The sequence below is a fragment of the Mesorhizobium maamorense genome (genome assembly GCF_044998965.1).
Taxonomy (GTDB): Bacteria; Pseudomonadota; Alphaproteobacteria; order Rhizobiales; family Rhizobiaceae; genus Mesorhizobium.
In genome coordinates this window covers 322,843-343,724 of the sequence record NZ_CP173356.1, presented here as the reverse complement: position 1 = coordinate 343,724, position 20,882 = coordinate 322,843, and the positions used below count along the sequence as shown (strand labels likewise).

The 20,882-nt window shown below is 58.4% G+C and carries 14 protein-coding genes and 7 pseudogenes; 12 read left to right on the top strand and 9 right to left on the bottom strand.

Features of this window, described 5'->3' with window-relative positions:
* Window positions 1-4 precede the first annotated feature (4 nt).
* The 5 genes and pseudogenes from ACIU1A_RS02250 to ACIU1A_RS02230 all read left to right on the top strand — a co-directional run bounded on the left by ACIU1A_RS02250 (window position 5) and on the right by ACIU1A_RS02230 (window position 6,567).
* A complete protein-coding gene (locus ACIU1A_RS02250; RefSeq protein ID WP_404926455.1) occupies window positions 5-961 on the top strand; it encodes a PDR/VanB family oxidoreductase in 957 nt (318 codons plus the stop codon).
* Between the two features lie 511 nt (window positions 962-1,472).
* Window positions 1,473-3,061: pseudogene (locus tag ACIU1A_RS02245) on the top strand (ABC transporter substrate-binding protein).
* A 3-nt stretch (window positions 3,062-3,064) separates the two neighbouring features.
* Window positions 3,065-4,021: an ABC transporter permease gene (locus ACIU1A_RS02240; RefSeq protein ID WP_404926454.1), complete on the top strand. Its 957-nt coding sequence runs from the start codon at window positions 3,065-3,067 to the stop codon at window positions 4,019-4,021.
* A 9-nt stretch (window positions 4,022-4,030) separates the two neighbouring features.
* Window positions 4,031-4,855, top strand: a complete 825-nt coding sequence (locus tag ACIU1A_RS02235) for an ABC transporter permease (RefSeq protein ID WP_404926453.1) — start codon at window positions 4,031-4,033, stop codon at window positions 4,853-4,855.
* Window positions 4,855-6,567, top strand: a complete 1,713-nt coding sequence (locus ACIU1A_RS02230; protein ID WP_404927821.1) for an ABC transporter ATP-binding protein — start codon at window positions 4,855-4,857, stop codon at window positions 6,565-6,567. Before ACIU1A_RS02235 ends, ACIU1A_RS02230 begins: the two co-directional genes overlap by 1 nt.
* 309 nt (window positions 6,568-6,876) lie before the next feature.
* Here the strand turns inward: ACIU1A_RS02230 and ACIU1A_RS02225 are convergent, their stop codons facing one another.
* The 5 genes from ACIU1A_RS02225 to ACIU1A_RS02205 form a co-directional block, all read right to left on the bottom strand.
* Window positions 6,877-8,223: an aspartate aminotransferase family protein gene (locus ACIU1A_RS02225; protein ID WP_404926452.1), complete on the bottom strand. Its 1,347-nt coding sequence runs from the start codon at window positions 8,221-8,223 to the stop codon at window positions 6,877-6,879.
* A 53-nt stretch (window positions 8,224-8,276) separates the two neighbouring features.
* Window positions 8,277-9,284: a Gfo/Idh/MocA family protein gene (locus tag ACIU1A_RS02220; RefSeq protein WP_404926451.1), complete on the bottom strand. Its 1,008-nt coding sequence runs from the start codon at window positions 9,282-9,284 to the stop codon at window positions 8,277-8,279.
* A 152-nt stretch (window positions 9,285-9,436) separates the two neighbouring features.
* Entirely contained in the window at window positions 9,437-10,282 is an 846-nt protein-coding gene (locus ACIU1A_RS02215; RefSeq protein ID WP_404926450.1) for a fumarylacetoacetate hydrolase family protein, read from the bottom strand.
* Window positions 10,283-10,297: 15 nt separating this feature from the next.
* Window positions 10,298-10,975 (bottom strand): hypothetical protein, encoded by a 678-nt coding sequence (locus ACIU1A_RS02210; RefSeq protein ID WP_404926449.1) that lies wholly within the window; start codon window positions 10,973-10,975, stop codon window positions 10,298-10,300.
* 17 nt (window positions 10,976-10,992) lie between these two features.
* Window positions 10,993-11,577, bottom strand: a complete 585-nt coding sequence (locus ACIU1A_RS02205) for a 2-keto-4-pentenoate hydratase (RefSeq protein ID WP_404926448.1) — start codon at window positions 11,575-11,577, stop codon at window positions 10,993-10,995.
* A 443-nt stretch (window positions 11,578-12,020) separates the two neighbouring features.
* On the opposite strand from ACIU1A_RS02205, the pseudogene ACIU1A_RS02200 reads away from it, so the two are divergent.
* The 3 genes and pseudogenes from ACIU1A_RS02200 to ACIU1A_RS02190 form a co-directional block, all read left to right on the top strand.
* Window positions 12,021-12,210: pseudogene (locus ACIU1A_RS02200) on the top strand (ATP-binding protein); the annotation flags it as partial.
* Between the two features lie 366 nt (window positions 12,211-12,576).
* The gene (locus tag ACIU1A_RS02195; protein ID WP_404926447.1) at window positions 12,577-14,166 is read left to right on the top strand and encodes a phytoene desaturase family protein; all 1,590 of its coding nucleotides are present in this window, start codon (window positions 12,577-12,579) and stop codon (window positions 14,164-14,166) included.
* Window positions 14,167-14,648: 482 nt separating this feature from the next.
* Window positions 14,649-15,431: an IclR family transcriptional regulator gene (locus ACIU1A_RS02190; RefSeq protein ID WP_404926446.1), complete on the top strand. Its 783-nt coding sequence runs from the start codon at window positions 14,649-14,651 to the stop codon at window positions 15,429-15,431.
* Between the two features lie 35 nt (window positions 15,432-15,466).
* Here ACIU1A_RS02190 and ACIU1A_RS02185 read toward each other — a convergent pair.
* The 3 genes and pseudogenes from ACIU1A_RS02185 to ACIU1A_RS02175 all read right to left on the bottom strand — a co-directional run.
* A pseudogene (locus ACIU1A_RS02185) lies at window positions 15,467-15,827 on the bottom strand (transposase); the annotation flags it as partial.
* Window positions 15,823-16,056 (bottom strand): hypothetical protein, encoded by a 234-nt coding sequence (locus ACIU1A_RS02180; RefSeq protein ID WP_404928095.1) that lies wholly within the window; start codon window positions 16,054-16,056, stop codon window positions 15,823-15,825. The gene ACIU1A_RS02180 and the pseudogene ACIU1A_RS02185, both read right to left, overlap by 5 nt.
* A gap of 27 nt (window positions 16,057-16,083) precedes the next feature.
* Window positions 16,084-16,317: pseudogene (locus ACIU1A_RS02175) on the bottom strand (hypothetical protein); the annotation flags it as partial.
* A 184-nt stretch (window positions 16,318-16,501) separates the two neighbouring features.
* Here ACIU1A_RS02175 and ACIU1A_RS02170 point away from each other — a divergent pair.
* The 4 genes and pseudogenes from ACIU1A_RS02170 to ACIU1A_RS02155 all read left to right on the top strand — a co-directional run bounded on the left by ACIU1A_RS02170 (window position 16,502) and on the right by ACIU1A_RS02155 (window position 19,624).
* Window positions 16,502-17,023 (top strand): GNAT family N-acetyltransferase, encoded by a 522-nt coding sequence (locus ACIU1A_RS02170; RefSeq protein ID WP_404927820.1) that lies wholly within the window; start codon window positions 16,502-16,504, stop codon window positions 17,021-17,023.
* 77 nt (window positions 17,024-17,100) lie between these two features.
* Window positions 17,101-18,089 (top strand): annotated as a pseudogene (locus ACIU1A_RS02165) (tyrosine-type recombinase/integrase); the annotation flags it as partial.
* A 423-nt stretch (window positions 18,090-18,512) separates the two neighbouring features.
* Window positions 18,513-18,782, top strand: coding sequence for a zinc ribbon domain-containing protein (locus ACIU1A_RS02160; RefSeq protein WP_404926445.1), 270 nt, complete (start codon window positions 18,513-18,515; stop codon window positions 18,780-18,782).
* 98 nt (window positions 18,783-18,880) lie between these two features.
* Window positions 18,881-19,624 (top strand): annotated as a pseudogene (locus tag ACIU1A_RS02155) (IS5 family transposase).
* Window positions 19,625-19,792: 168 nt separating this feature from the next.
* On the opposite strand, the pseudogene ACIU1A_RS02150 reads toward ACIU1A_RS02155, so the two are convergent.
* Window positions 19,793-20,726, bottom strand: a pseudogene (locus ACIU1A_RS02150) (UDP-glucuronic acid decarboxylase family protein).
* Window positions 20,727-20,882 lie beyond the last annotated feature (156 nt).

Here is a 20,882-nt window from a genome sequence, read left to right as displayed (position 1 = left end):
TGCTGTGAGGACACTCCGGATTAGTCGATGCGTAGATGAGGCCCTCGGCATACGCTCTTACGAGTTGGTAGACCCTGACGGCGCGCTTCTCCCACCCTTTGAAGCCGGTGCCCACATAAATTTGCATTTGCCCGACGGCCGCACACGGTCTTACTCACTTTGCAACGATCCTCGGGAACGCCAGCGCTACGTTATCGCTGTTCTTCGCGAGCCCGCCGGGCGCGGAGGCTCTGTCTACGTGCACGAGAATCTTGCCGTGGGCAGTCAAGTTCAAATCTCAGATCCCCTGAACAACTTTCCGCTGCTGGCGGGAGCTAGTATCTATACCCTAATCGCCGGGGGTATTGGCATCACACCAATTTTGTCGATGGCCCGCTATCTCGAGAGAACGGGCGCGGCATACTCGATTCACTACTGTGCTCGAAATCCTGAGCGAGCCGCCTTTCGAGACATTCTTGACACGGCACCCTTTAGCCGGCGCACGGTGACGCACTTCCATGGCGAACATTCCGGACAAAGGCTCGACCTCGCTTCCCTGCTCCGTGAAAGAGTGGAAGGACAGCAAGTATATTGCTGCGGGCCTTCGGGTCTGATTGACGGTGTCAAAGCCGCCACATGGGATTGGCCGGCAAGCTCCGTTCACTTCGAACGGTTTAAGATAGATCCGACTCTATCAATCGGGTCAGGACGGGACTCCACCTTCGAAATAGAGATCGTTTCAACCGGACAAATCTTGGACGTACCGCCGCAAAAATCCATTTTGCACGTCTTGCGCGAGAACGGGATTTTCCCTGATAGTTCATGCGAAGAGGGGATTTGTGGGACGTGCGCAACAGGTCTTCTGGGCGGAACAGCAGATCACCGCGACCTCGTCTTGACCGACGAAGAGAAGGCGTCGCAAACCGTCGTTATGATTTGTTGCTCACGAGCGGAATCTAGGCGTCTAAAGCTCGACCTATAAGCCTTTCCTGTCGATGTGCCTTCAGTTGTGAAGCCCTGATTCTTAGGCGCTTAACGGCCGAACAAGTTCTTTTGGGGCGCCACCACGGCTGCTGTTTTCGGCGACTTTGCTGAGTGTCCATCGGCTTAGATTTGCTTGGTGGGCCGCAGGGCCTACGCACTGTCGGCCGCGCCCATCGGTGATTTACCTTCCAGCTCATGCGCAGCCGATCCCTAGATCCCTCGTTAGGCCAGTCAGCATCGCTACGTCGTCATACCGTGGTTGAGCCGGCAGCAAACTTTAGCGCGGCACTTGACGGTATTTTGAAACGGTGATCTAGTTGGAACAGGCTTCCATTTTGGTTGCTCCATGCTTGGGACCGTGCCCTCGGGACCTTCTAACGGCTGTCGGCGGCCTGTGCGCCCAGGCCCGTAACAGAATTCGGCAACTCACATTCTATCCACGCTAAATGCTGGATAGACCGACTGATAAACTACTTTATCACTGCTAGGAAACCAAAGGGGAAGAAGTAATGAACAAGGATGAGTTCAGTCATGTCGCAGAATTCGGCGGAGAATCCGGGTATAGCCGACGGGGCTTCCTCCAACGAACCATGGCTCTAGGTCTCGCCGCTGCCGCGGCAAATAGCATGTTCGGCACCGGCGTAAAGGCGGACGCGCCAAACAAAGGTGGTACCCTGACAATGGGACTGGGGGGCGGAGGCACAACAGACTCCCTTGATCCCGCACTGGCTTCCAACGGGGTCGCCCTCGTTTACCTCAACACCTTGGGTGAGACCCTGGTCCAAGTCTCGCCAAAGGGCGAAGCGGTGCCCGCCCTTGCCGAAAGCTGGGAAAGTTCGGCCGATGCCGCCACTTGGACATTCAAAATTCGCAGGGGCGTCGAGTTTCACAATGGTAAGACGCTGTCGCCGGACGACATCGTGAAGACAATTCAGCGCCATTCCGATAAGAATTCCAAGTCGGGCGCCTTCGGCATCCTTGAGCAAATCGCGGATGTGAAGGTGGATGGCAGCAATGTCGTCGTTTCGCTGAAATCCCCCAACGCAGATTTGCCCTATTTGATGTCCGATTGGCATTTGGTGATCCAGCCTGGCGGGGGAATAGACAAGCCGGACGCAGGGATATTCAGCGGCGCCTACAAGCTGAATAGCTTTGAGCCGGGCGAGCGTATCCAGATGGAAAAGTTTAAGAATTATTGGGATCCAACGGTCGGTCATTTCGATGCGGTCAATATCCTAGTGATAAACGATTCGACTGCGAGGAATTCGGCGCTTCAGTCTGGCCAAGTGGACATGGTCAACCTAGTCGAGCCACGCGTAGCCGGGCTCCTCAAGAAGGCACCGAAGGTCATCGTCGAGTCATCAGTTGGCCGCGCATACAACTGCTTCAACATGTTCTGTGACACTACTCCCTTCGACAACTACGACCTCCGCATGGCGCTGAAGCTCGCCATCAACCGCGAGCAGATGCTAAATAACATTCTTGCCGGTTACGGGTCGATCGGCAACGATTCCCCCGTCAATGCATCCTATCCGCTGTTTGACGACTCCATCCCGCAGCGCGCCTATGACCCGGATAAAGCCAAGTTCCACTATAAGAAGTCCGGCCATGACGGCTCGATCCTGCTGAGGACCTCCGACGTTGCCTTCGCCGGGGCCGTCGACGCGGCGCAGCTCTTCCAGCAGAGCGCCGCCAGCGCCGGCATCAAGATCGAGCTCAAGCGCGAACCGAGCGACGGCTACTGGGACCAAGTCTGGAACAAGGAGCCTTTCTCGACCGCAGAGTGGAGCGGTCGGCCCACACAGGACCAGATATTCTCAACCGTCTATTTCTCCTCGGCGAACTGGAACGATACTCGTTTCAAAAATCCAAAGTTCGACGCGTTGATCTTGAAAGCGCGAGGCGAACTCGACAAGACCAAGCGCAAGGATATGTATAGCGAAGCGAACCTGATCCTGCGAGACCAGGGGGGCTGATCACCCCGATGTTCAAGAGCTTCATTAAGGCCTACCGCAGCGACCGGGTCGCTGGATGGCAGGAAAACCCAAATATGGACATGATGAACGGTAAGGCCGCCGTCCTGTGCTGGCAGGCCTGAGAGGTGAGTTTCGTCTCAAGACTGGTGGCTCAGCGCATTGCGCTGGGCTTCCTCCTGTTGATGGCCGTTTCGGTCCTGATCTTCGCCGGTACCCAGATTCTTCCGGGCGACGTCGCGCAAGCCATTCTCGGACAATCGGCGACGCCGGAGTCGCTCGCCAATCTGCGCGAGCAGCTCGGGCTCAACGACCCGGCCTATCTCAGGTATTTCCGCTGGCTCGGCGGCGTTTTGACCGGCGATCTCGGGACCGCCATGTCGAGCGGACAGGATATCGCGACATCGATCAAGGGCCGGCTGTGGAACACGCTGTTCCTCGCCTTCTGGGCGGCGATCGTGGCCATTCCGCTAGCCATAACGCTTGGCCTGATCGCGGTGCGCTACCGCAACGGCTGGGTCGACAAGCTGATCTCGGGACTGGCGCTCGCCTCGACCTCCTTCCCGGAATTCTTCATCGGCTACTTGCTGGTCTTCTACTTCGCGGTTCAGCATCAGTGGTTCCCCGCCATCTCGACCGTCTATGACGGCATGCCTTTCGGTGAACGCATGCAGGCGATCGCGCTGCCGGCGGCGGCGCTGACGCTGGTGGTGCTTGCCCATATGATGCGCATGACGCGCGCTGCGATCCTAAACGTCATGCAATCGGCCTATGTGGAGACCGCCGAGCTCAAGGGGCTCTCGGCTTTCGCGGTCATCCGCAAACATGCCTTCCCGAACGCCATCGCGCCGATCATCAACGTCGTCATGCTCAACCTCGCCTATCTGATCGTCGGCGTGGTCGTGGTCGAAGTGATCTTCGTCTATCCCGGCATGGGGCAGTATCTGGTCGATCACGTCACCAAGCGCGACGTGCCGGTGGTGCAGGCGGTCGGACTGATCTTCGCCGCCGTCTATATCGGCCTCAACATCATCGCTGACATAGCGGCAATCGTCGCCAATCCGCGTCTCAGACATCCGAAATAGGGAGCGGGCATGCTCGACATAAAACGCATCCCCATCCCGGCGCTGATCGGCCTGGTGCTGACGGCGCTGTTCGTGCTGGCGGCGATCTTCGCGCCCTGGATCGCGCCGTATGGCAATGGCGAGATCGTGGGCGATGTCTGGGGACCGATGTCCGCGGCAGATTGGCTGGGCACCGACAATCTCGGCCGCGATCTGTTGTCGCGCATGATCTATGGTGCGCGCATCACCCTTTTCATCGCAGTGCTCGCCACGGCGTTGTCCTTCTCGCTTGGCGCCATTCTCGGCTTTTCGGCGGCGGTGTTCGGCGGCTGGTTCGACACGATCCTGTCGCGCCTCGTCGATCTCCTGATGTCGATCCCGACGCTGATCATGGGCCTTGTCGTGCTCTCGGTGCTGCCGACAAACCTGGTGACGCTGATCCTGGTGATGGGCATTCTCGACTCGACCCGCGTCTACCGCCTGTCGCGCGCGGTCGCCGTCGACATCAACGTCATGGACTATGTCGAAGCCGCCAAGCTGCGCGGCGAAGGCAGCACGTGGATCGTCTTCCGCGAGATCCTGCCCAATGCGTTGTCGCCGCTGGTCTCGGAACTCGGCCTGCGCTTCATCTATGCCGTGCTGTTCCTGTCGACACTGTCCTTCCTCGGCCTCGGCGTGCAGCCGCCTAGCGCCGATTGGGGCGGCATGGTCAAGGAAAACAAGGACGGCATCGTCTTCGGCATTGCCGCGGCGCTCATACCGGCGGCCGCGATCGCGGCGCTTGCGATCTCGGTCAATCTCGTCGCCGACTGGGTGCTCAACCGCACGACAAGCCTGAAGGGAGGGCGCGGATGATGGCCGACAGTAAAGCGAAACCCGGGCAGCCGAAGCCAGGAGTGCTGCTCGACATCCGCAACTTGCGCATCGAAGCGACGGTATACCCGCCCGGCGAGCCGCCGAAGAACATCGTGCTGGTGCATGATGTCTCGCTGACCCTGGAAAAAGGCAAGGTGCTCGGCCTGATCGGCGAATCCGGTGCCGGCAAGTCGACCATCGGCCTGTCTTCGATGGGTTATGGGCGCGGCGGCGTGCGCATCACGGGCGGCGAGGTGATCCTGAACGGCCGCGACATCCTCAAGGGCGGCAAGGAAGGTTTCCGCAGACTGCGCGGACGCGAGGTCTGCTATGTCGCGCAGTCGGCGGCAGCGGCTTTCAACCCGGCGCACCGGCTGATGGACCAGGTGGTGGAAGCCACCCTGCTGCACGGCAGGGCGACGCGCGCGGAGGCCGAGAAACGCGCCGTCGCGCTGTTCAAGAAGCTGAGCCTGCCGAACCCCGAAACCATCGGCGAGCGCTTTCCCCACCAGGTCTCAGGCGGCCAGCTGCAGCGTGTGATGACGGCGATGGCGCTGTGCTCGGAGCCGGACCTGATCGTCTTCGACGAGCCGACCACAGCGCTCGACGTGACGACGCAGATCGACGTGCTGTCGGCGATCAAGGACGCCATCCGCGACACGCATGTGGCCGCGCTCTACATCACCCACGATCTTGCCGTCGTCGCCCAGGTATCGGACGAGATCATGGTGCTACGCCATGGCCGGCTGGTCGAATGGGGCGGCACCCAGCAGATCATCAAGGAACCGCGCCAGGAGTACACCAAGGCGCTGGTGTCAGTGCACGAGATCGAACACGCCGAGCAGAAACCCGGCGTCTCGCCATTCCTGTCCGTGAAGAACGTCACCGCCGCTTATGGCGGCGGCCACATCAAGGTGCTGAAGAACGTTTCCGTCGACATCTATCCGGGCCAGACACTGGCTGTGGTCGGCGAGTCCGGCTCCGGCAAGTCGACGCTGGCGCGCGCCATCACCGGCCTGTTGCCGCCAGAGCAGGGCACTGTCACCTTCGACGGGCGGCCCCTCCCCAACCGGCTTGCCGACCGGCCGAAGGAGGATCTGCGGCAGCTGCAGATGATCTACCAGATGGCCGACGTGGCCATGAACCCGCGCCAGACCGTCGGCACCATCATCGGCCGGCCGCTGGAGTTCTATTTCGGCATGCGGGGACGTGAGCGCGACCGGCGCGTTGCCGAATTGCTCGACGAGATCGAGATGGGCAAAGGCTTCATCGACCGCTATCCAGCGGAGCTGTCGGGCGGCCAGAAGCAGCGCGTCTGCATTGCCCGCTCGCTCGCCGCCAAACCGAAGCTGATCATCTGCGACGAGGTGACCTCGGCGCTCGACCCGCTGGTGGCCAACGGCATTCTCAAGCTTTTGTTGAACCTGCAGCAGCACGAGAAGGTCGCCTACCTCTTCATAACCCACGACTTTGCAACCGTGAGATCAATCGCCGATTCGATCGCGGTGATGTATCGCGGCGAGGTCGTGCGCTACGGTGCGAAGAGCAAAGTGCTGATGCCGCCCTTTGATCCCTATACAGACTTGCTGTTGTCGTCAGTGCCAGAGATGCGACCGGGTTGGCTGGATGAGATTCGCGACGCGCTAACAACCGACTTCGCGAAAATGGCGGAGATGTCGGATGAGCGTGCACGTCTCGCATCAGGCGGTTAGAGATGGCACCGAAAGTTACAAATGAAAACCGGAGATACCAGACAGCTCCTGTTTCATATTTCTCATCGACATAAGCTTCGTAGGTGGCTCGTAGGGTTAACCCAAAAAGTATATAGTGACGCTCTCCAATGGTGACCATGCCGCAATGGCCGCCGCCAGCGCCGACGCTGACCAGGAAATTTCGGGACCTCGGTGTTCACACTCCAACTGCTTCTCTTCTTCGATGAGCCGCAGGAGTGAGGCAACGCCATCGGGAACAGCAATCGTTCCCGATGGCGCCGATCGCCACTACAGCCCGCTACGTAGCGTCTACGCCGCCTTTGCGCGTACCTCTTCCAAGGCTATCGCTATAGCCTCACTTAGCAATCCCGAGATTGTCTCGACATTTTCCGGAGTCGCGATCAGAGGTGGGCAAATCACGACGTGGTCCCCGACATGGCCGTCAACGGTTCCACTCTGCGCATGTGTGATCAGACCCTTAACTTGAGCGCTTTGATAGATCTTCGAGCTTAAGCCGAGCGCCGCCGGGAACGGAGCCTTCGTTTCCCTATTTTCGACGAGTTCCAAGGTCATTAGCATACCTCGACCTCGAATGTCGCCGACATGTGGATGTTGAGCAAACCGGTCTTTAAGCTGAGCGGCTAGCACATTTCCTGTTGCCTTTACGTGGTCAAGAAAACCAGGAGCGCGCAGAATCTTTTGCACTGCTACCGCAGCTGCACATGCCGTGGCATGCCCGGAATAGGTATATCCGCCCTTAAAAGTTCCTGAGCCGCCTACAATGGCGTCGTAAATCTTCTGGTTCACCATCGTCGCGCCAATCGGCTGGTAGCCAGCCGCAATGCCTTTTGCAAAGGTCAGAAAGTGGGGGGCCACGCCATCCTGCTCGCAAGCATGGAGAGTACCGGTTCGGCCCAAGCCACAGAAAACCTCATCCAAGATGAGTAGGACACCATATTTGTCACAGATCTCACGAACACGTTTGAAGTAACCCGGAACAGGTGGAGTAGCACCGCTCGTGGTGCCGGTCACAGTTTCTGCGACGAAAGCCATTACGCTTTCGGGCCCGAGCCCAAGAATTGCCTGCTCCAATTCATTGGCTGTACGCAGACCGTATTGTTCCGGCGTCTCGCCTTCCAATCGGCCTCGGTACTCATAGCAAGGCGAAATGTGAAAGACGCTTGGGAATATGTCTTCAAATGGTGTTCGACGTGCCACCTGGTATCCAACGCTTAACCCCGTTAAGCCGGCTCCGTGGTAACTGCTCCGGCGTCCAATGACTTTTTTCCGCCTAGGATCGCCGACCTCCACAAAATATTGCCGAGCCATCATGATGGCTGTTTCCACCGCTTCTGACCCACTGTTCGTGAAAAAAACACGAGTTAGGCCTTCCGGAGCATCAGTCGTCAAAATGGATGCAAGTTCCTCGAGCGGTTCCGAGGTAAACATCCCGGCGTGGAAAAAAGCCATTTCACCGACTTGATGCCTGATGGCGTCAATTACCTCTTGTTGACTATGGCCGAGGCATGACACGCAAGCGCCGCCGGCGTAGCCGTCGATGTATCGCTTGCCATCTCGGTCGAATATGTACATGCCGTCACCCTTGACGGCGACAGGAAGATGCCGCTTAGGAATTCGGTGGAACACGCTGCTCATATCAGCTCTCCTTGATTGGTTCTCATTCGAAACGGGGGCCGGATACCAAGAGGTTAGGTCGAGAGGTGGATTGTTCGCCCCCCCTCAGCTGCTGACGTGTAGGCGGCTTCGACAAGCTCCAGCACGCCAGCCGCGTCCTGGAAATTTGCTATTGCGGGACTGCCTGCCTTCAACGCATCAAGCACATGTTCGACGAATTTGGAGTAACAGGGCTCGAATTCGAAATCGGCAACCACAAATTCATGCTCGACACCGGCTCTCATGTCTTTAATGACTTCGATGCCCTTATCAACAGACCGCAAGAACCGGTCGCTGGACCGAATAGAGAACGAAAAGTCACGTTGCAGGCCGGGGGCACTGGGGAATGTGTATCCACATTCGATTATGCCGATAGCCCCGGATTCGTTTTGAAGCGTGACGGCAATGAAATCTTCGATGGACAACTCGTTAATGTGTGATGTGGCAAAAGCCGATACCGCGACGATCCGGCTTTCACTTAAGGAGCGGAAAAGGTCAACCATATGCACACCAACGTTGATTAATGGCCCACCGCCCGCGATATCGCGCTCCAGCATCCAAAGGTTGCCCGCCTGCCTATAACGGCTTGGCGGTCCAGCAATGAAGCGAAAGCTGGCGTGGTCGATTTTAGCCGGAAATCCTCCACTGCGAATGACCCTCATCGTGTCACTCAAGCGAAAGATAAAAGGAATTGCTACAAATGCCTGCTTCTGGGCGGCCTTCGCCGCCAGCTGTCGAACATCAACAGATCTTATCCCACACGGCTTTTCGATCGCGAAGGGAATGTCGTGATCCAACAACAGGTTAGCTGAAATAGGCATGTCGATGTGCCGGCCAAAGACAAATGCCAGATCGGGCCTTACCTGCGCGATAAGCTCCTCGCAACTTGCAAAGCACTTCGTCTTTAGTTTTTGAGCGAGGGCGGGTCCGGTCGTTCCGGTGGGATCGGAGATGCCTACAAATTCGACGTCGGCTTTGAGCAGGGCGTCGAGGTAGAGCGGGACGTGCCAATGGGCCGTATCGATCAATGCTACTTTTATCAATGGAGCGTCTCCTCTGCGGCAAGTCTCATAGTAAACGTGCTTCGACTCCTTTTCGGTACTGCAAGGGCCGTGCCGGACCGCGAGTCGCTAATAGTCATGGCGCCAAGTGCGCCGCGGCACCGGGCCTCGTCCAGGGTATCAGGTTCCGAAGCCTACCCACGGAGGACGACGGTTTGCCTTTGCCGGCCTAGCCCACTGGCCCCCAATTCCACCACATCGCCCGGCTGTAAAAATACCGGGGGTTTCATTCCGAGTCCGACACCATGGGGCGTACCGGTGGTAATGACGTCCCCCGGCTCAAGCGCCATGAACTGCGAGATGTATGAGATCAGATATTTGAAGGGAAAGATCATTTTGGCGGTCGATCCTGACTGCCTCATGTCCCCATTCACCGTTAGCCACAGATCCAGACTTTGAGGGTCCGGAACCTCATCTGCCGTCACAAGCCAAGGCCCAAGGGGGCCAAAGCTCGGCGAGGATTTCCCTTTGATCCACTGTCCTGAACGATGGATCTGAAATTCGCGCTCCGAAACATCGTGGCAGACAAGATAGCCAGCCACAACCGACAACGCATCCTCTTCTGCCATCTCAAAAGCATGCTCTCCAATGACAACAGCGACTTCCGCCTCCCAGTCCAACATGCGGGATTTTGGCGGCATCAGGACGTCATCGTTCGGTCCAACAATGCACGACGGCGCCTTTGAAAAGACAACTGGCTCCTCAGGCATCGGAGTATTGGTTTCGATTGCATGATCGGTGTAGTTCAGGCCGACGGCGATGAAATGTCGGACATCGGCCACCGGAGGTCCTAAACGAACATTGCTGTCAATAGTGGGCAATGACGACGTATCTACTGAACGCAGCATCTCCAGGCCGGTGCGAGAGAGCGTTTTTTCGCTAATATCCGGAATCACACCACCGAGGTCACGAATAGTTCCATCATTGTCCAGCAACCCCGGCTTCTCAGACCCGGGTGCTCCAAATCGTAATAGTTTCATGACTTTTCCCTTAAACTACCCGGCCGCCGAATCGGTCTTCAACCGGGTGTACTCGAGCGAATAGCGGCCGACCTGCGCCTGCCGTACCATTGGATGTTGGAGGACAGCCTGCAACGGTATTTCCAGAGACTCCACGGTGCAACCTTCCAAAAGCATGAACCAATTGGGCGGCGCATCAAAGTCCCTCCGCCCCTCACTCTCGGCAGTGCGCACCTCCGTAGCCTCTTCATCAGATTTGCATAAATGCGCACCGGTTATGAGTGGTGCCTGCATAAGCTGGGATGCAAGCGATGAGAGCTCACCGGCTACTTGCTCGTCGTGGACTGTCGCACCATGGAAGCGTACTGTCGCAAGGACGCCGCCCGGCCCAGGTCCCTCCGACGACAGGACTCGCGCCAAACCGCGAGACGTATTGCGAAAATTTGATGTCGCGCGCTTTGTCCAAGGGGTCGGGGCATTGAGGCGCCTGGCATATTCCTCGCCTTTTATGACCTCGAATTGCTCAACTTCGTAGAGCGTAAAGAACTCAGGATGGGTGTCTTTATCAGTCGCCCTGTAGCGTCGCCCCCTTTGAAAGCCCGGGATGCCGGCTCGCTCCGGCATGTGCTCGTGTATGTGCCACTGATAGAAGTCCTGGCGCCCGTCCTCGGATATTCCGTTCCAGATGGCAACCACGCCTTTGCCGCAGAGCATTGCTGTCTCCTCAATTCTCAAAGCTGTTGAAAAGCCACCGAGACTGGCGAGAACCCGTCAAACTCGGCTGCTATCTCATCACCGGATCTTGCTGTGTGAAAACCTGTGTAGCTTCCCGTCGTCACGATCTCACCGGGCCTCAAGACGAGCCCTCTTTCACGAAGATCGTTTGCGAACATAGTGAGGAGGCCAATAAGGTCGCTGTTTGGGTGACCGCCCGTGCTTTGGCAGACAGTGGTTCCGTTGATGCCGAGGTGAGCCCGAAGGTTGTTAAATGCCACGTCCCGCCAATTTTTGTTCACTGCGCCAACGACCAACGCGCCGTTCGAGAGCAAATCCGCGATCATTGCGTTGCGAGGAGTCGAGAAGGCCGTCGTCCACCGGCTGTCTACAATCTCGATTGCTGCGCAGGCCCCGTCGATTGCCTCGATAATTTGCGCTCTCGCGAAGCCACCTTTGTCCGGAACTGGCTCTTTCGCAAAACGAAATGCAATTTCGCATTCGACACCACCAAGTCCATAAGTTGTTTGAGAAATGCGCGCCGGACTATGAAGAAGGCGGCTAGTGACGATCGGGGCAGATATTAGGTCTCCATCGGGCAAGGCAGCAACCTTCCAACCCGCGATTGGAACTGAGAGTCTGCTGACGACCTCATGTTGGATACTTAGAGCTTGTGCGCGGCTCAGAGACTCTAGGGTCGATAAGTCGGCTCCGACGCGCTGGCCGCCTTGGTGGGCAGCGACAAGACTTTGTGCGAGGGCACTCGAGATTGGGGATGCTGTGTTTGACATGACATATCATCTGGAATGGCGTTTCATTTGCCATACGCTTTTCGACTGGCTAGGTCAACCGGCGGTCGAGAAGAAGTGCCGCCGCCGTAACCTGGGCCTGCCCGCCGGGATCAGATCAGGGCGCGATCTGCCCCGGCCTCTTTGTGTGCCCTGCCGCCCCCACCGGTATGGAACGGAGTTCTCGACAAAGAGATAGTTGCGTTCTTCTTTTATTGATTGGCTTGGCTTTTGAACGGCTACGAGGTCATTGAACCTACTTCAACGTCGTCGATCTTGATCAATCGGCTTGAGACCGAGCACCGTGGCGGCAAACAGCCCAGCATCGCCGACTGTCTCACCCGTCTCGACTTCGTCATACTCGACGAACTCGGCTATCTCCCCTTTGCCCAAGCCGGCAATAATCGGCTTGACATCATTTTTATGACTGTTCTAAGTGGAACGTCGTTCGAATAATGAAATGATCGCCAGAAGAGGACTGGGAGGGATTTCCATCGGCATTCCTCTAATGGCGTCGAGAGCCTGCATACGACAGCGGCACGGCCCGCAGGTTCTGGTGCACGAGGTAACAGGCGAAATGGAAGCGAGTGGCCAAGTAGCAGCGTGTACAGCCAGACAATGTACCTTTACGACAGGACAAAGACGGCGGTTAGCGGCGAAGATAACGTTTTCACCGAAGACAAAAAGCGAAACATTGTTCCGCAAACAGAACAGCATTTGACTGCCACATCTAGAGAGTCCGAGTAAACTTCCGGGATTGGATAATACGCACTGGAGTGCGCCAGTCTTATGCGGCATGGCAAGAGGTGACTTATGACAAACCACTATGAAGTAATCGTATTAGGTGGCGGACACAACGGCTTGGTGTGTGCGGCTTATTTGGCACGAGCAGGAATGCGAACGGCTGTTCTGGAACGGCGGCACGCAGTCGGCGGTGCGGCATTTTCAGACGAGGTGTTTCCCGGCTTCACATTCTCAGTCTTTTCGTACGGGTTACAGCACCTTTACCCGCAGATTATCCATGACCTGGACCTTAGGAAGTTTGGGTTGAAATCTGTCCCTTATGGGGACCTCTTCAGTCCGACAGAAGACGGTCATTGCTTGATAACAAATGATGACGTCGCAGCAACTGCGAAGAACATAGCACAGTTTTCTACGCGAGACGCTGAAGCGTATCGCAAGTTCGTCGACTTTCATAATGGATTAGCGGTCTACTTGCGTCATCTCGGTACGGAGGTTCCGCCAGATCCAACTGCTTCAACGTTCCGCGATGTGACCAGAACGCTCGCCTTCTCTTGGCGAAACTTTGGGCTGAGAACGAAGTTATTTGATTTTGCGGAACTTATGACTCAAAGCGCCGAGGAATATCTGAGCCATTGGTTTGAGAACGACGCAGTTCGTGCGCTGTTCGCCTATCAGGCGGGCATTGGGAATTTCGTAGGTCCGCATTCGCGAGGGTCCGCGCTTGCGTGCCTCTACAATATGCTGACTGATCATTCCCACGAAATACCACGCGGGCACGTTATCGGAGGCATGGGAACCGTATCGAAAGCCTTGGCTGCATCCGCTCAGCGCTTAGGTGTAGAGATTCACACCAACTCTGAAGTCGAACACATTATCGTGGACGGTGGTAAGCTCAAAGGCGTAGCAACCAAAGACGGTCGGGAGTATCGCGCTGCAATTGTAGCCAGCAGCATGAATTCGAAAATTCTCTTTGGTGAGATCGTTGATCGAAAGCATCTTCCAGATGACCTTCTTCAATCGCTGGAAAAATTCAACACTGTGGGTACAAACTGGAAAATCAACGTCGCTTGCAATCGGCCACCTCAGCTCAAATGCCTTGGGTCGGACACTGGCAGGCCAGTATCAGCATTCGTGCATATCGGGCCGACTATAGATTACCTAGAAAAAGCATACGATGATGCGAAGTACGGAAAATTCGCCCAGGCCCCCTGGATGACCGTGGCAACGCCTACCTACCTCGACAAGAGTATGGCGCCCGAGGGTAAGCATGTTGTGAACCTGTACGGTGGTCATGTTCCATATAAACCGCGCGAGGGAGACTGGTCGTCACATCGATCCGAGTTCGTCAAAACTGTGTGGAAAGTCTTGGATGAATTTATTCCAGGATTTGTGAATGAGATCATAGATTATCAGGTCCTGCTTCCTACCGATATCGAAAATATCCTTAACATACCAGGGGGCAACATCCTGCATGGGCAGATGACTCCCGATCAATTGTTCTCGCGCAGACCGTACCCGCACTACGCGGACTATAGGACACCCATCCAAGGTTTATATCAATGTGGCTCCTCCTGCCACCCTGGCGGGGGTGTCACCGGATTACCGGGCTATAACGCGGTGCGGGAGATTCTGCGAGATCGAGGGAAGAATCGATCTTGAAGCTGACGCTCGGTGGTCGCCATGACGCCACGGCTCAGTTTACAAGTGCCTGTCACCTGGGCGATCTCGTGGGAACGAACTCTTAGCCTCTTTGGAGGTAGTCGCGCCGCGAGGTGGTCCGGTTAGCGGGATGACCTTTCTCTGACAACGGCGCTCGGAAGTTATGCTCGACACGCCGTTGGCACTCTGGACTGCTGCCGGTTTTCGTGACACCGGTCGCGGCGAACGCTCGAAGACAGATTTCATCGATCGATCGTGCCTCGCTCCGGTCCACCGGGTTGATGTTGCTTTCCAGCGCGACCGGAGAGTTTCTGCGTTTTACCCGAGCGGTACAAATCATGCGCTTGCATCCAAAGGTGCTGCTATCGATACGTCCGCAGTTGCAAGCCTACGCTTTGCGTAGACCTCCGGAATACCCTTGACCGATCCACTTCTGCGGCTGATAGAATGTCATTATTTTTGGAACGATCCGTAGGAGGTGCATGGTGCGAGTGGTGAATTCCCTTGTGGAGCGTTGCTTTGCCGTAATAGAGCTATTAGCGAATGAGGCGGCAGCGATGCGTCTCGGTGAGATTGCTGAGAAACTCGACCTTCAAAAGAGCGCAGCCCATCGAATGCTCAACATTTTGAGTGAAACCGGTTGGGTAGAGCAGGAGCCTGTCACCGGTTTTTATAAACTCACGCTCAGGCTTGCCATTTTTGGTCAACGGTTTCTAAGCGCGACCCACCTGACTGATGTTTGCCAGCCTGCATTGGAGCAATTGGCGGCAGAAAGCTCTGAGCTTGTTCGAATGGCTGTTGTGCAGGGCGAAACCCTCACCTGGATTGCACAGGTTCAAGGCGCTCGAAATGGCCTGAAATATCAGCCTGAATTGGTAGCAAAAGTTCGCTTGGCGAATACAGCCAACGGCAAGGCCTATTTGTCGACGCTCGACCAGACGGATGCAATTCGCATCGCCATTCATGACAGCGCTGATGGACCGGAGCGATCTAACGTCCGCGTGGAAGAATTTATGGAGGAATTGAAACGAGCTCGAACCCGAGGTTGGGCCATTTCGAACGAAGAGGCTGAGCCCGGCGTTGTTGCGATTGCTGCACCGATTACATTGGCGGGCGTCCGAACGGTTGGCACAGTTAGCGTTGCAGGTCCGCGGTCGCGCCTGACCACGGAGCGGCAGAAAGAAATAGCATCATCGGTCGTGTCTACGGCTGCCAAGCTTGGAGAGTTATGGCCACTCAGACAACGACAGAACGCCGATAAGTGAATTGCTCGCAGGACGCGATTAGCTAGGGCCTGTCCTCAGTTGAGGAGGAAGGTTACGGTGACGAGTTGGACGGCGAGGAAATTGCGCGCCGTCTTGGCACATCGTGTGGCGATGGCGCGGAAGTGCCTGAGCTTATTGAAGAACCGCTGGACGATTGCGCTCGCGGATTTGGCGCGGCATGACGCGGTTGGCCTGGGTAGGATGACGGGGGTGCTTCGCCGGTCGTCGAGGTTCTGGATGAGAGCCTCGGTGTCGTAGGCGCTGTCGGCCGAGCGCTTGCGGGTCGACTTGGCCCAGCAGCGGCTCAGTCTGGCTAAGATCGGAGGCTTGGCCGGGGGGCAGAGAGAAGCCAACGGGGTTGCCCAGGGCGTCGAACACGGCATGGGTCGTGTCAGTCCGACTCGGGAGCGTCCCGGCGCCGAGCGGGAAACGAAATCCGTAAAAACAGCGGCGCATATTTGCGGACGTTCGCAGATTGCTCTGCTGCCACGAGCAATGGATCAAGATCTCCATCTTTTACCATGGCTTCGAGAGCGGGCGAAAGCATCCTCATCAGTAGCGCCCAGCCGTTCAGCCGGCGCTGAAGGGTTTGGGCGAGCCAGGCGAACGGATCGACATCGTTCATTTTCGCGGTCTATGCCGACCGCCGAACTATGCCGTCTCCAAAGACTTTCTTGTGCTGCCAGCCGCCGCGTTCCGACACCAGTTCATAGGGGCGGCCGGCGAGCTCGGCGCGAATGTCGTCGATCACCAGATCGAGATTGCAGCTTTTGCCGACCACCCGCACCAGCACCTCGCGCGGCACCGGCTCGCTGGCCGCAAAAGCCTGCGAAAAGTGAAGGATTCGCCCCATGCCCCGCTCCGCCGTCATTGATAGCCAGCGCATGTCGTTTCGCATCAGGCCCGCCGACAAGGCGGTGATCCTGCGCGCAACTCAGTTGGCGGGCGCCGCCGGGATAACGGATTTTGTTCTGCGCACCGTCCTCGACTGCGCGTTCTGGAGGCGCTGGAGAACCCGCCTGCCCCCACGAGAAGCTGATCGCGGCGGCGCGGGCGCTGCCGGCCGATCTATGAGCCTGCCGGCGTGGGGCGAGGAGCCCGTCGCCCGGCACGACCGCGACAGTTTCGACTGCGGCGATGCCCCTCTCAATGAATTTCTTCGCATGCATGCGCGCCGCAACCCTGAGCGGGGCGCCTCCAAGACATTTCCCGCCCTGGCAAAGCAGGACGAAACGGTTCTCGGTTTCTACACGCTGAGCCCCGCCGCGGCGGAGTTCGAGCGCGTGCCGGAACTCCGCAAGGGCCTGGGCCGCCATGAGGTCGGCGGCTTCCGGTTGGCGCGCCTCGCCGTGGCGCGGTCGGTCCACGGTGAGGGCGGCCTGGGCGGCCAGTTGCTGCTTACGGCGGCGTTGCGCTGCATTCGGGCATCGGCCGAGGTTGGCGGCACCCTGATGTTCATCGATGCCAGGAATGAGCGTGTGGCGGCATGGTATCGATCGTACGGCGCGCTCGGTCTGGAGGATCGGCCGTTGTCGCTATTCCTGCCGTTGGCCTCGTTTGAGGCCGCGCTTCATCTCGGCGGGAGGCTTTGATCATGACGGCCGCCGACAGATCCAAAGGTGCCGGCCAGGATGACGATCTACCGGACGTCATCGAGATCGTCCGTGCGATGGGACTTGATGCGATGGCGAGGACACGGAACCCCCTCCCCTCCCTCCCATGCGCTCCGGCGGCCGCACCTCATGCGGATGATGGTCCGCGCCTGCCGGCGCATCTCCAGACTCGCCGATCCAGCGCGAGACTATGTCGAAGCGGCAAGCTCCGCCAGCACCCGCCGCGCTTATGCCGCCGACTGGAAGCATTTTCGCGCCTGGGCGCGGCGGCAAGGTGTCGACGCGTTCTCGCCCGATCCGCGAGTGGTCGGCCTCTATATACCGCTTGCGCGTCCGGGTCTGTCTGCAGAGACAAGCGCCTCAACTCGGTATCGATCCATCGAGCGGCGGCTGTCGTCGCTGAGCTGGAATTTCACCCAGCGCGGCAGCCGCTCGACCTCAAGGACAGTCACATCGTGACTGTCATGGCCGGCAATACGCACGTCGCGCCGCCCCGGCAAAGGAGGCCATCCCTGCCGGAGAATCTGATTGCCATGCTGGATACGCTCGACCGCGGCACCCTGCGCGGGCTGCGCGACCGCGCCATGCTGCTGCTCGGCTTTGCCGGCGGGCTGCGCCGCTCCGAGATCGTGACTTTGGATGTCGGCCGCGACCAGACCGAGGACGGCCGCGGCTGGATCGAGATCCTCGACAAGCGCATGCTCGTTTCCCTTCGCGGCAAGACCGCCTGGGCGGGAGGTCGAGATCGGCCCCGGTTCGTCCGACGCCACCTGCCCGGTCGCCGCCCTGCAGACCTGGCCGAAGCTCGCTCGCATCGCGCACGGACCGTTGTTCCGCCGCGTCACCGGCCAAGGCAAGGCTCTTGGCTCGGAGCGGCTGAACGACCAGGAGATGGCCCGGCTGGTCAAGCGCTCGGCCTTGGCCGCCGGCGTGCGCGGCGATCTTCCGGAGGGCGAGCGGGAGATGAAGTTTTCCGGGCATTCGCTGCGCGGGCCTCGCCTCCTCGGCCGAGGTCGACGAACGCTACGTGCAAAAGCAGCTCGGGGCTTAGTCTACTTGCCCGACGGCATCCTCGCACTCGACCCGACGCCGAGGTCCAGGCCGCGGCCCGCATGTTGTTCACGACCTTCGAGCGCCTAGGTAGCGCAACCAGAACCGTCAAGTTCTTCCTCAACGAAGGCATCCTGTTCCCGCGACGACTGCGCAAGGGACCGCGCAAAGGCGAACTCATGTGGGCGCCGCCACGGCACGCCGGCACCCTCCAGGTCCTGCATAATCCGAGATATGCCGGTGCCTTCGTCTACTGTCGAACGCATGGACGGCCCCGGCCGGGCGGCGGCGTCTCGCAGGTCAAGGTGGATATGGCTGACTGGCGGTTCGTAATCCCGACGCGCACCCGGGCTATATCGACTCGGAGCGCTTCAAGGCCAACCAGGAGCGTCTCGCCACCAATGCACAAGCCTATGGAATGCAGCGCCCCGCCGGGCCGGTCCGCGAAGGATCCGCCTTGCTCCAGGGCAGAGTTCTCTGCGGCCCTTGCGGCGAGCGCATGGGCGTCCATTACAGCCAGGAGCACGGTCAGCCTGTCCCGACCTATGTCTGCCAGGAGACTGCCACCGCCGTGGCGGCAAGGTCTGCTAGTCCGTGCCCGGCAAAGTCGTCGACCCGCTACAAATCGCCGCTGGACGATGTCGTGTTCGCCAGGCGATCAACTACGCCATCGATCGCAAAGGTTTGATCGGCACCGTCTCCCCAGCCACCTACTAGGCGGCAAACTCATAAACTGAGTTTCGTTTTGTGACGAGTTCTGATTCAAGGCTTCTTTTGGAGGCTTGAATGCGTCGTTACGAACTTAGCGACTTTGAATGGGGCGTGATCCAACCGCATTTGCCGAACAAGGTTCGCGGTGTGGCGCGTGTTGATGACCGCAAGGTTCTCAACGGCATCCTGTGGCGCTTCCGAAGGGGCTCGCCATGGGCGGATGTGCCGGATCGCTATGGTCCCTATACGACATGCTACGACCGGTTCGTGCGATGGCGCAAAGCCGGGGTCTGGGATCGGCTGCTGGCGGAGGTTTCCAAGGCTTTTTGACGGCGAGATCATCATGATCGACTCCTCCTGTGTCCGCGTTCACCAGCACGCGGCCACGGCAAAAAAGGGGGCGATGACGATGGTTGCATGGGACGTTCCCGCGGCGGGCTCACCACCAAAATCCATGCGCTTGTCGATGCCGAAGGGCGGCCAATCGATCCCGACCTGACGGCCGGACAGGCGCATGACGGCAAGCCCGCTCTCGCCATGCTCGACGCCCTCCAGCCCGATGCGATCCTGCTCGCCGACCGTGCTTACGACAGCGACGCCATTCGCGGCATCGCCGCAGAGAAAGGAGCCTGGGCCAACATCCCGCCGAAGAAAAACCGAACCGGCAGCTTCTCCTTCAGCGCATGGGTCTACAAACAGCGCAACCTCGTCGAACGATACTTCAACAAGCTCAAACACTTCAGAGGCATAGCGACCCGATACGACCGCGATCCGCGAAACTTTCTCGCTACGATCAAACTCGCTTCAGTTCGCATATGATTGCGGGCTTATGAGTCTGCGGCCTAGATCGCCCAGAACTACATGATGCCCGCTAACCAATGGCTTCGATCCGAATGTTCAGCCCTATGAGTACAACCCCGAACGCGCGAAGCAGCTGGTTTCGCGCGCCAGCTGCTACGGCGCAAGGAAATGAGCGGGAGGCGCTTCCTACGCCAATACCTTCCTGAAATAGGCGACCGTCTCTTTCAGACCGTCTTCGAGCGGCACGCGCGGCGCCCAGCCGAGCGCTTCCTTCGCGAGTCTGATGTCGGGCTGGCGCTGCTTCGGGTCGTCCCCGGGGAGCGGCAGGAAAGTGAGCTTCGATCGCCCGCCGACGGTCGCAAGCACTTTTTCCGCAAGTTCGAGCATGGTGAACTCGCCCGGATTGCCGATATTAACGGGGCCGGTGAAGGCGGCCGGACTCCCCATCAGTCGTACCATGCCGTCGATAAGGTCGTCGACATAGCAGAAGCTCCGCGTCTGTGAGCCGTCGCCATAGATCGTGATCGGCTCGCCCGTGAGCGCTCCGACGATGAAATTTGACACCACCCGTCCGTCATTGGAATGCATGGGCGGTCCATAAGTGTTGAAGATGCGCATCACCTTGATTTCGAGGCCGACCTGACGGTGATAGTCGAAAAAGAGGGTCTCAGCGCAGCGCTTGCCTTCGTCATAGCAGCTTCTGATGCCGATCGGATTGACCCGGCCCCAATAGGATTCGACCTGCGGATGGTTCCGGATCGCCATAGACCTCGGAGGTCGATGCCTGCAGGATGCGCGCCTTCAGCCGCTTGGCGAGCCCCAGCATGTTCATGGCGCCGTGCACGCTCGTCTTCGTCGTCTGGATCCGATCGTGCTGATAATGGACGGGCGAAGCCGGGCAGGCGAGATTGTAGATCTTGTCCACTTCCACATAGAGCGGGACGGTCACGTCGTGCCGCATCAGTTCGAAATCGGGATCGTCGAGGATGTGGCGGATATTGGCCTTCGAGCCGGTAAAGAAATTGTCGACGCACAGAACATCGTGGCTCTCTGAAAGAAGCTTGTCACAGAGATGAGAGCCGAGGAAACCTGCGCCGCCGGTGACCAGGATCTTGCTCATTATTCAGCCACGGTCGTCCCGTCGATTGGTCGCAACCCTGGACCAGGCCGATCTCTGCCACTGTCGCGCAGTCAAAGGCACGCGATAAGCGGTTCCGCTGAGCCAAATCAATTTCCGGCCGTTCCCGCTAAGCTGCTTCATGGAAGCGGTCGCAGT

Excerpts from the sequence above, each read along its gene's own strand:
- ACIU1A_RS02235 (WP_404926453.1), top strand. The coding sequence starts at position 4,031 with ATGCTCGACATAAAACGCATCCCCATCCCGGCGCTGATCGGCCTGGTG.
- ACIU1A_RS02230 (WP_404927821.1), top strand. The coding sequence starts at position 4,855 with ATGGCCGACAGTAAAGCGAAACCCGGGCAGCCGAAGCCAGGAGTGCTG.
- ACIU1A_RS02225 (WP_404926452.1), bottom strand. The coding sequence starts at position 8,223 with ATGAGCAGCGTGTTCCACCGAATTCCTAAGCGGCATCTTCCTGTCGCC.
- ACIU1A_RS02215 (WP_404926450.1), bottom strand. The coding sequence starts at position 10,282 with ATGAAACTATTACGATTTGGAGCACCCGGGTCTGAGAAGCCGGGGTTG.
- ACIU1A_RS02210 (WP_404926449.1), bottom strand. The coding sequence starts at position 10,975 with ATGCTCTGCGGCAAAGGCGTGGTTGCCATCTGGAACGGAATATCCGAG.
- ACIU1A_RS02195 (WP_404926447.1), top strand. The coding sequence starts at position 12,577 with ATGACAAACCACTATGAAGTAATCGTATTAGGTGGCGGACACAACGGC.
- ACIU1A_RS02190 (WP_404926446.1), top strand. The coding sequence starts at position 14,649 with ATGGTGCGAGTGGTGAATTCCCTTGTGGAGCGTTGCTTTGCCGTAATA.
- ACIU1A_RS02180 (WP_404928095.1), bottom strand. The coding sequence starts at position 16,056 with ATGAACGATGTCGATCCGTTCGCCTGGCTCGCCCAAACCCTTCAGCGC.
- ACIU1A_RS02170 (WP_404927820.1), top strand. The coding sequence starts at position 16,502 with ATGAGCCTGCCGGCGTGGGGCGAGGAGCCCGTCGCCCGGCACGACCGC.
- ACIU1A_RS02160 (WP_404926445.1), top strand. The coding sequence starts at position 18,513 with ATGCAGCGCCCCGCCGGGCCGGTCCGCGAAGGATCCGCCTTGCTCCAG.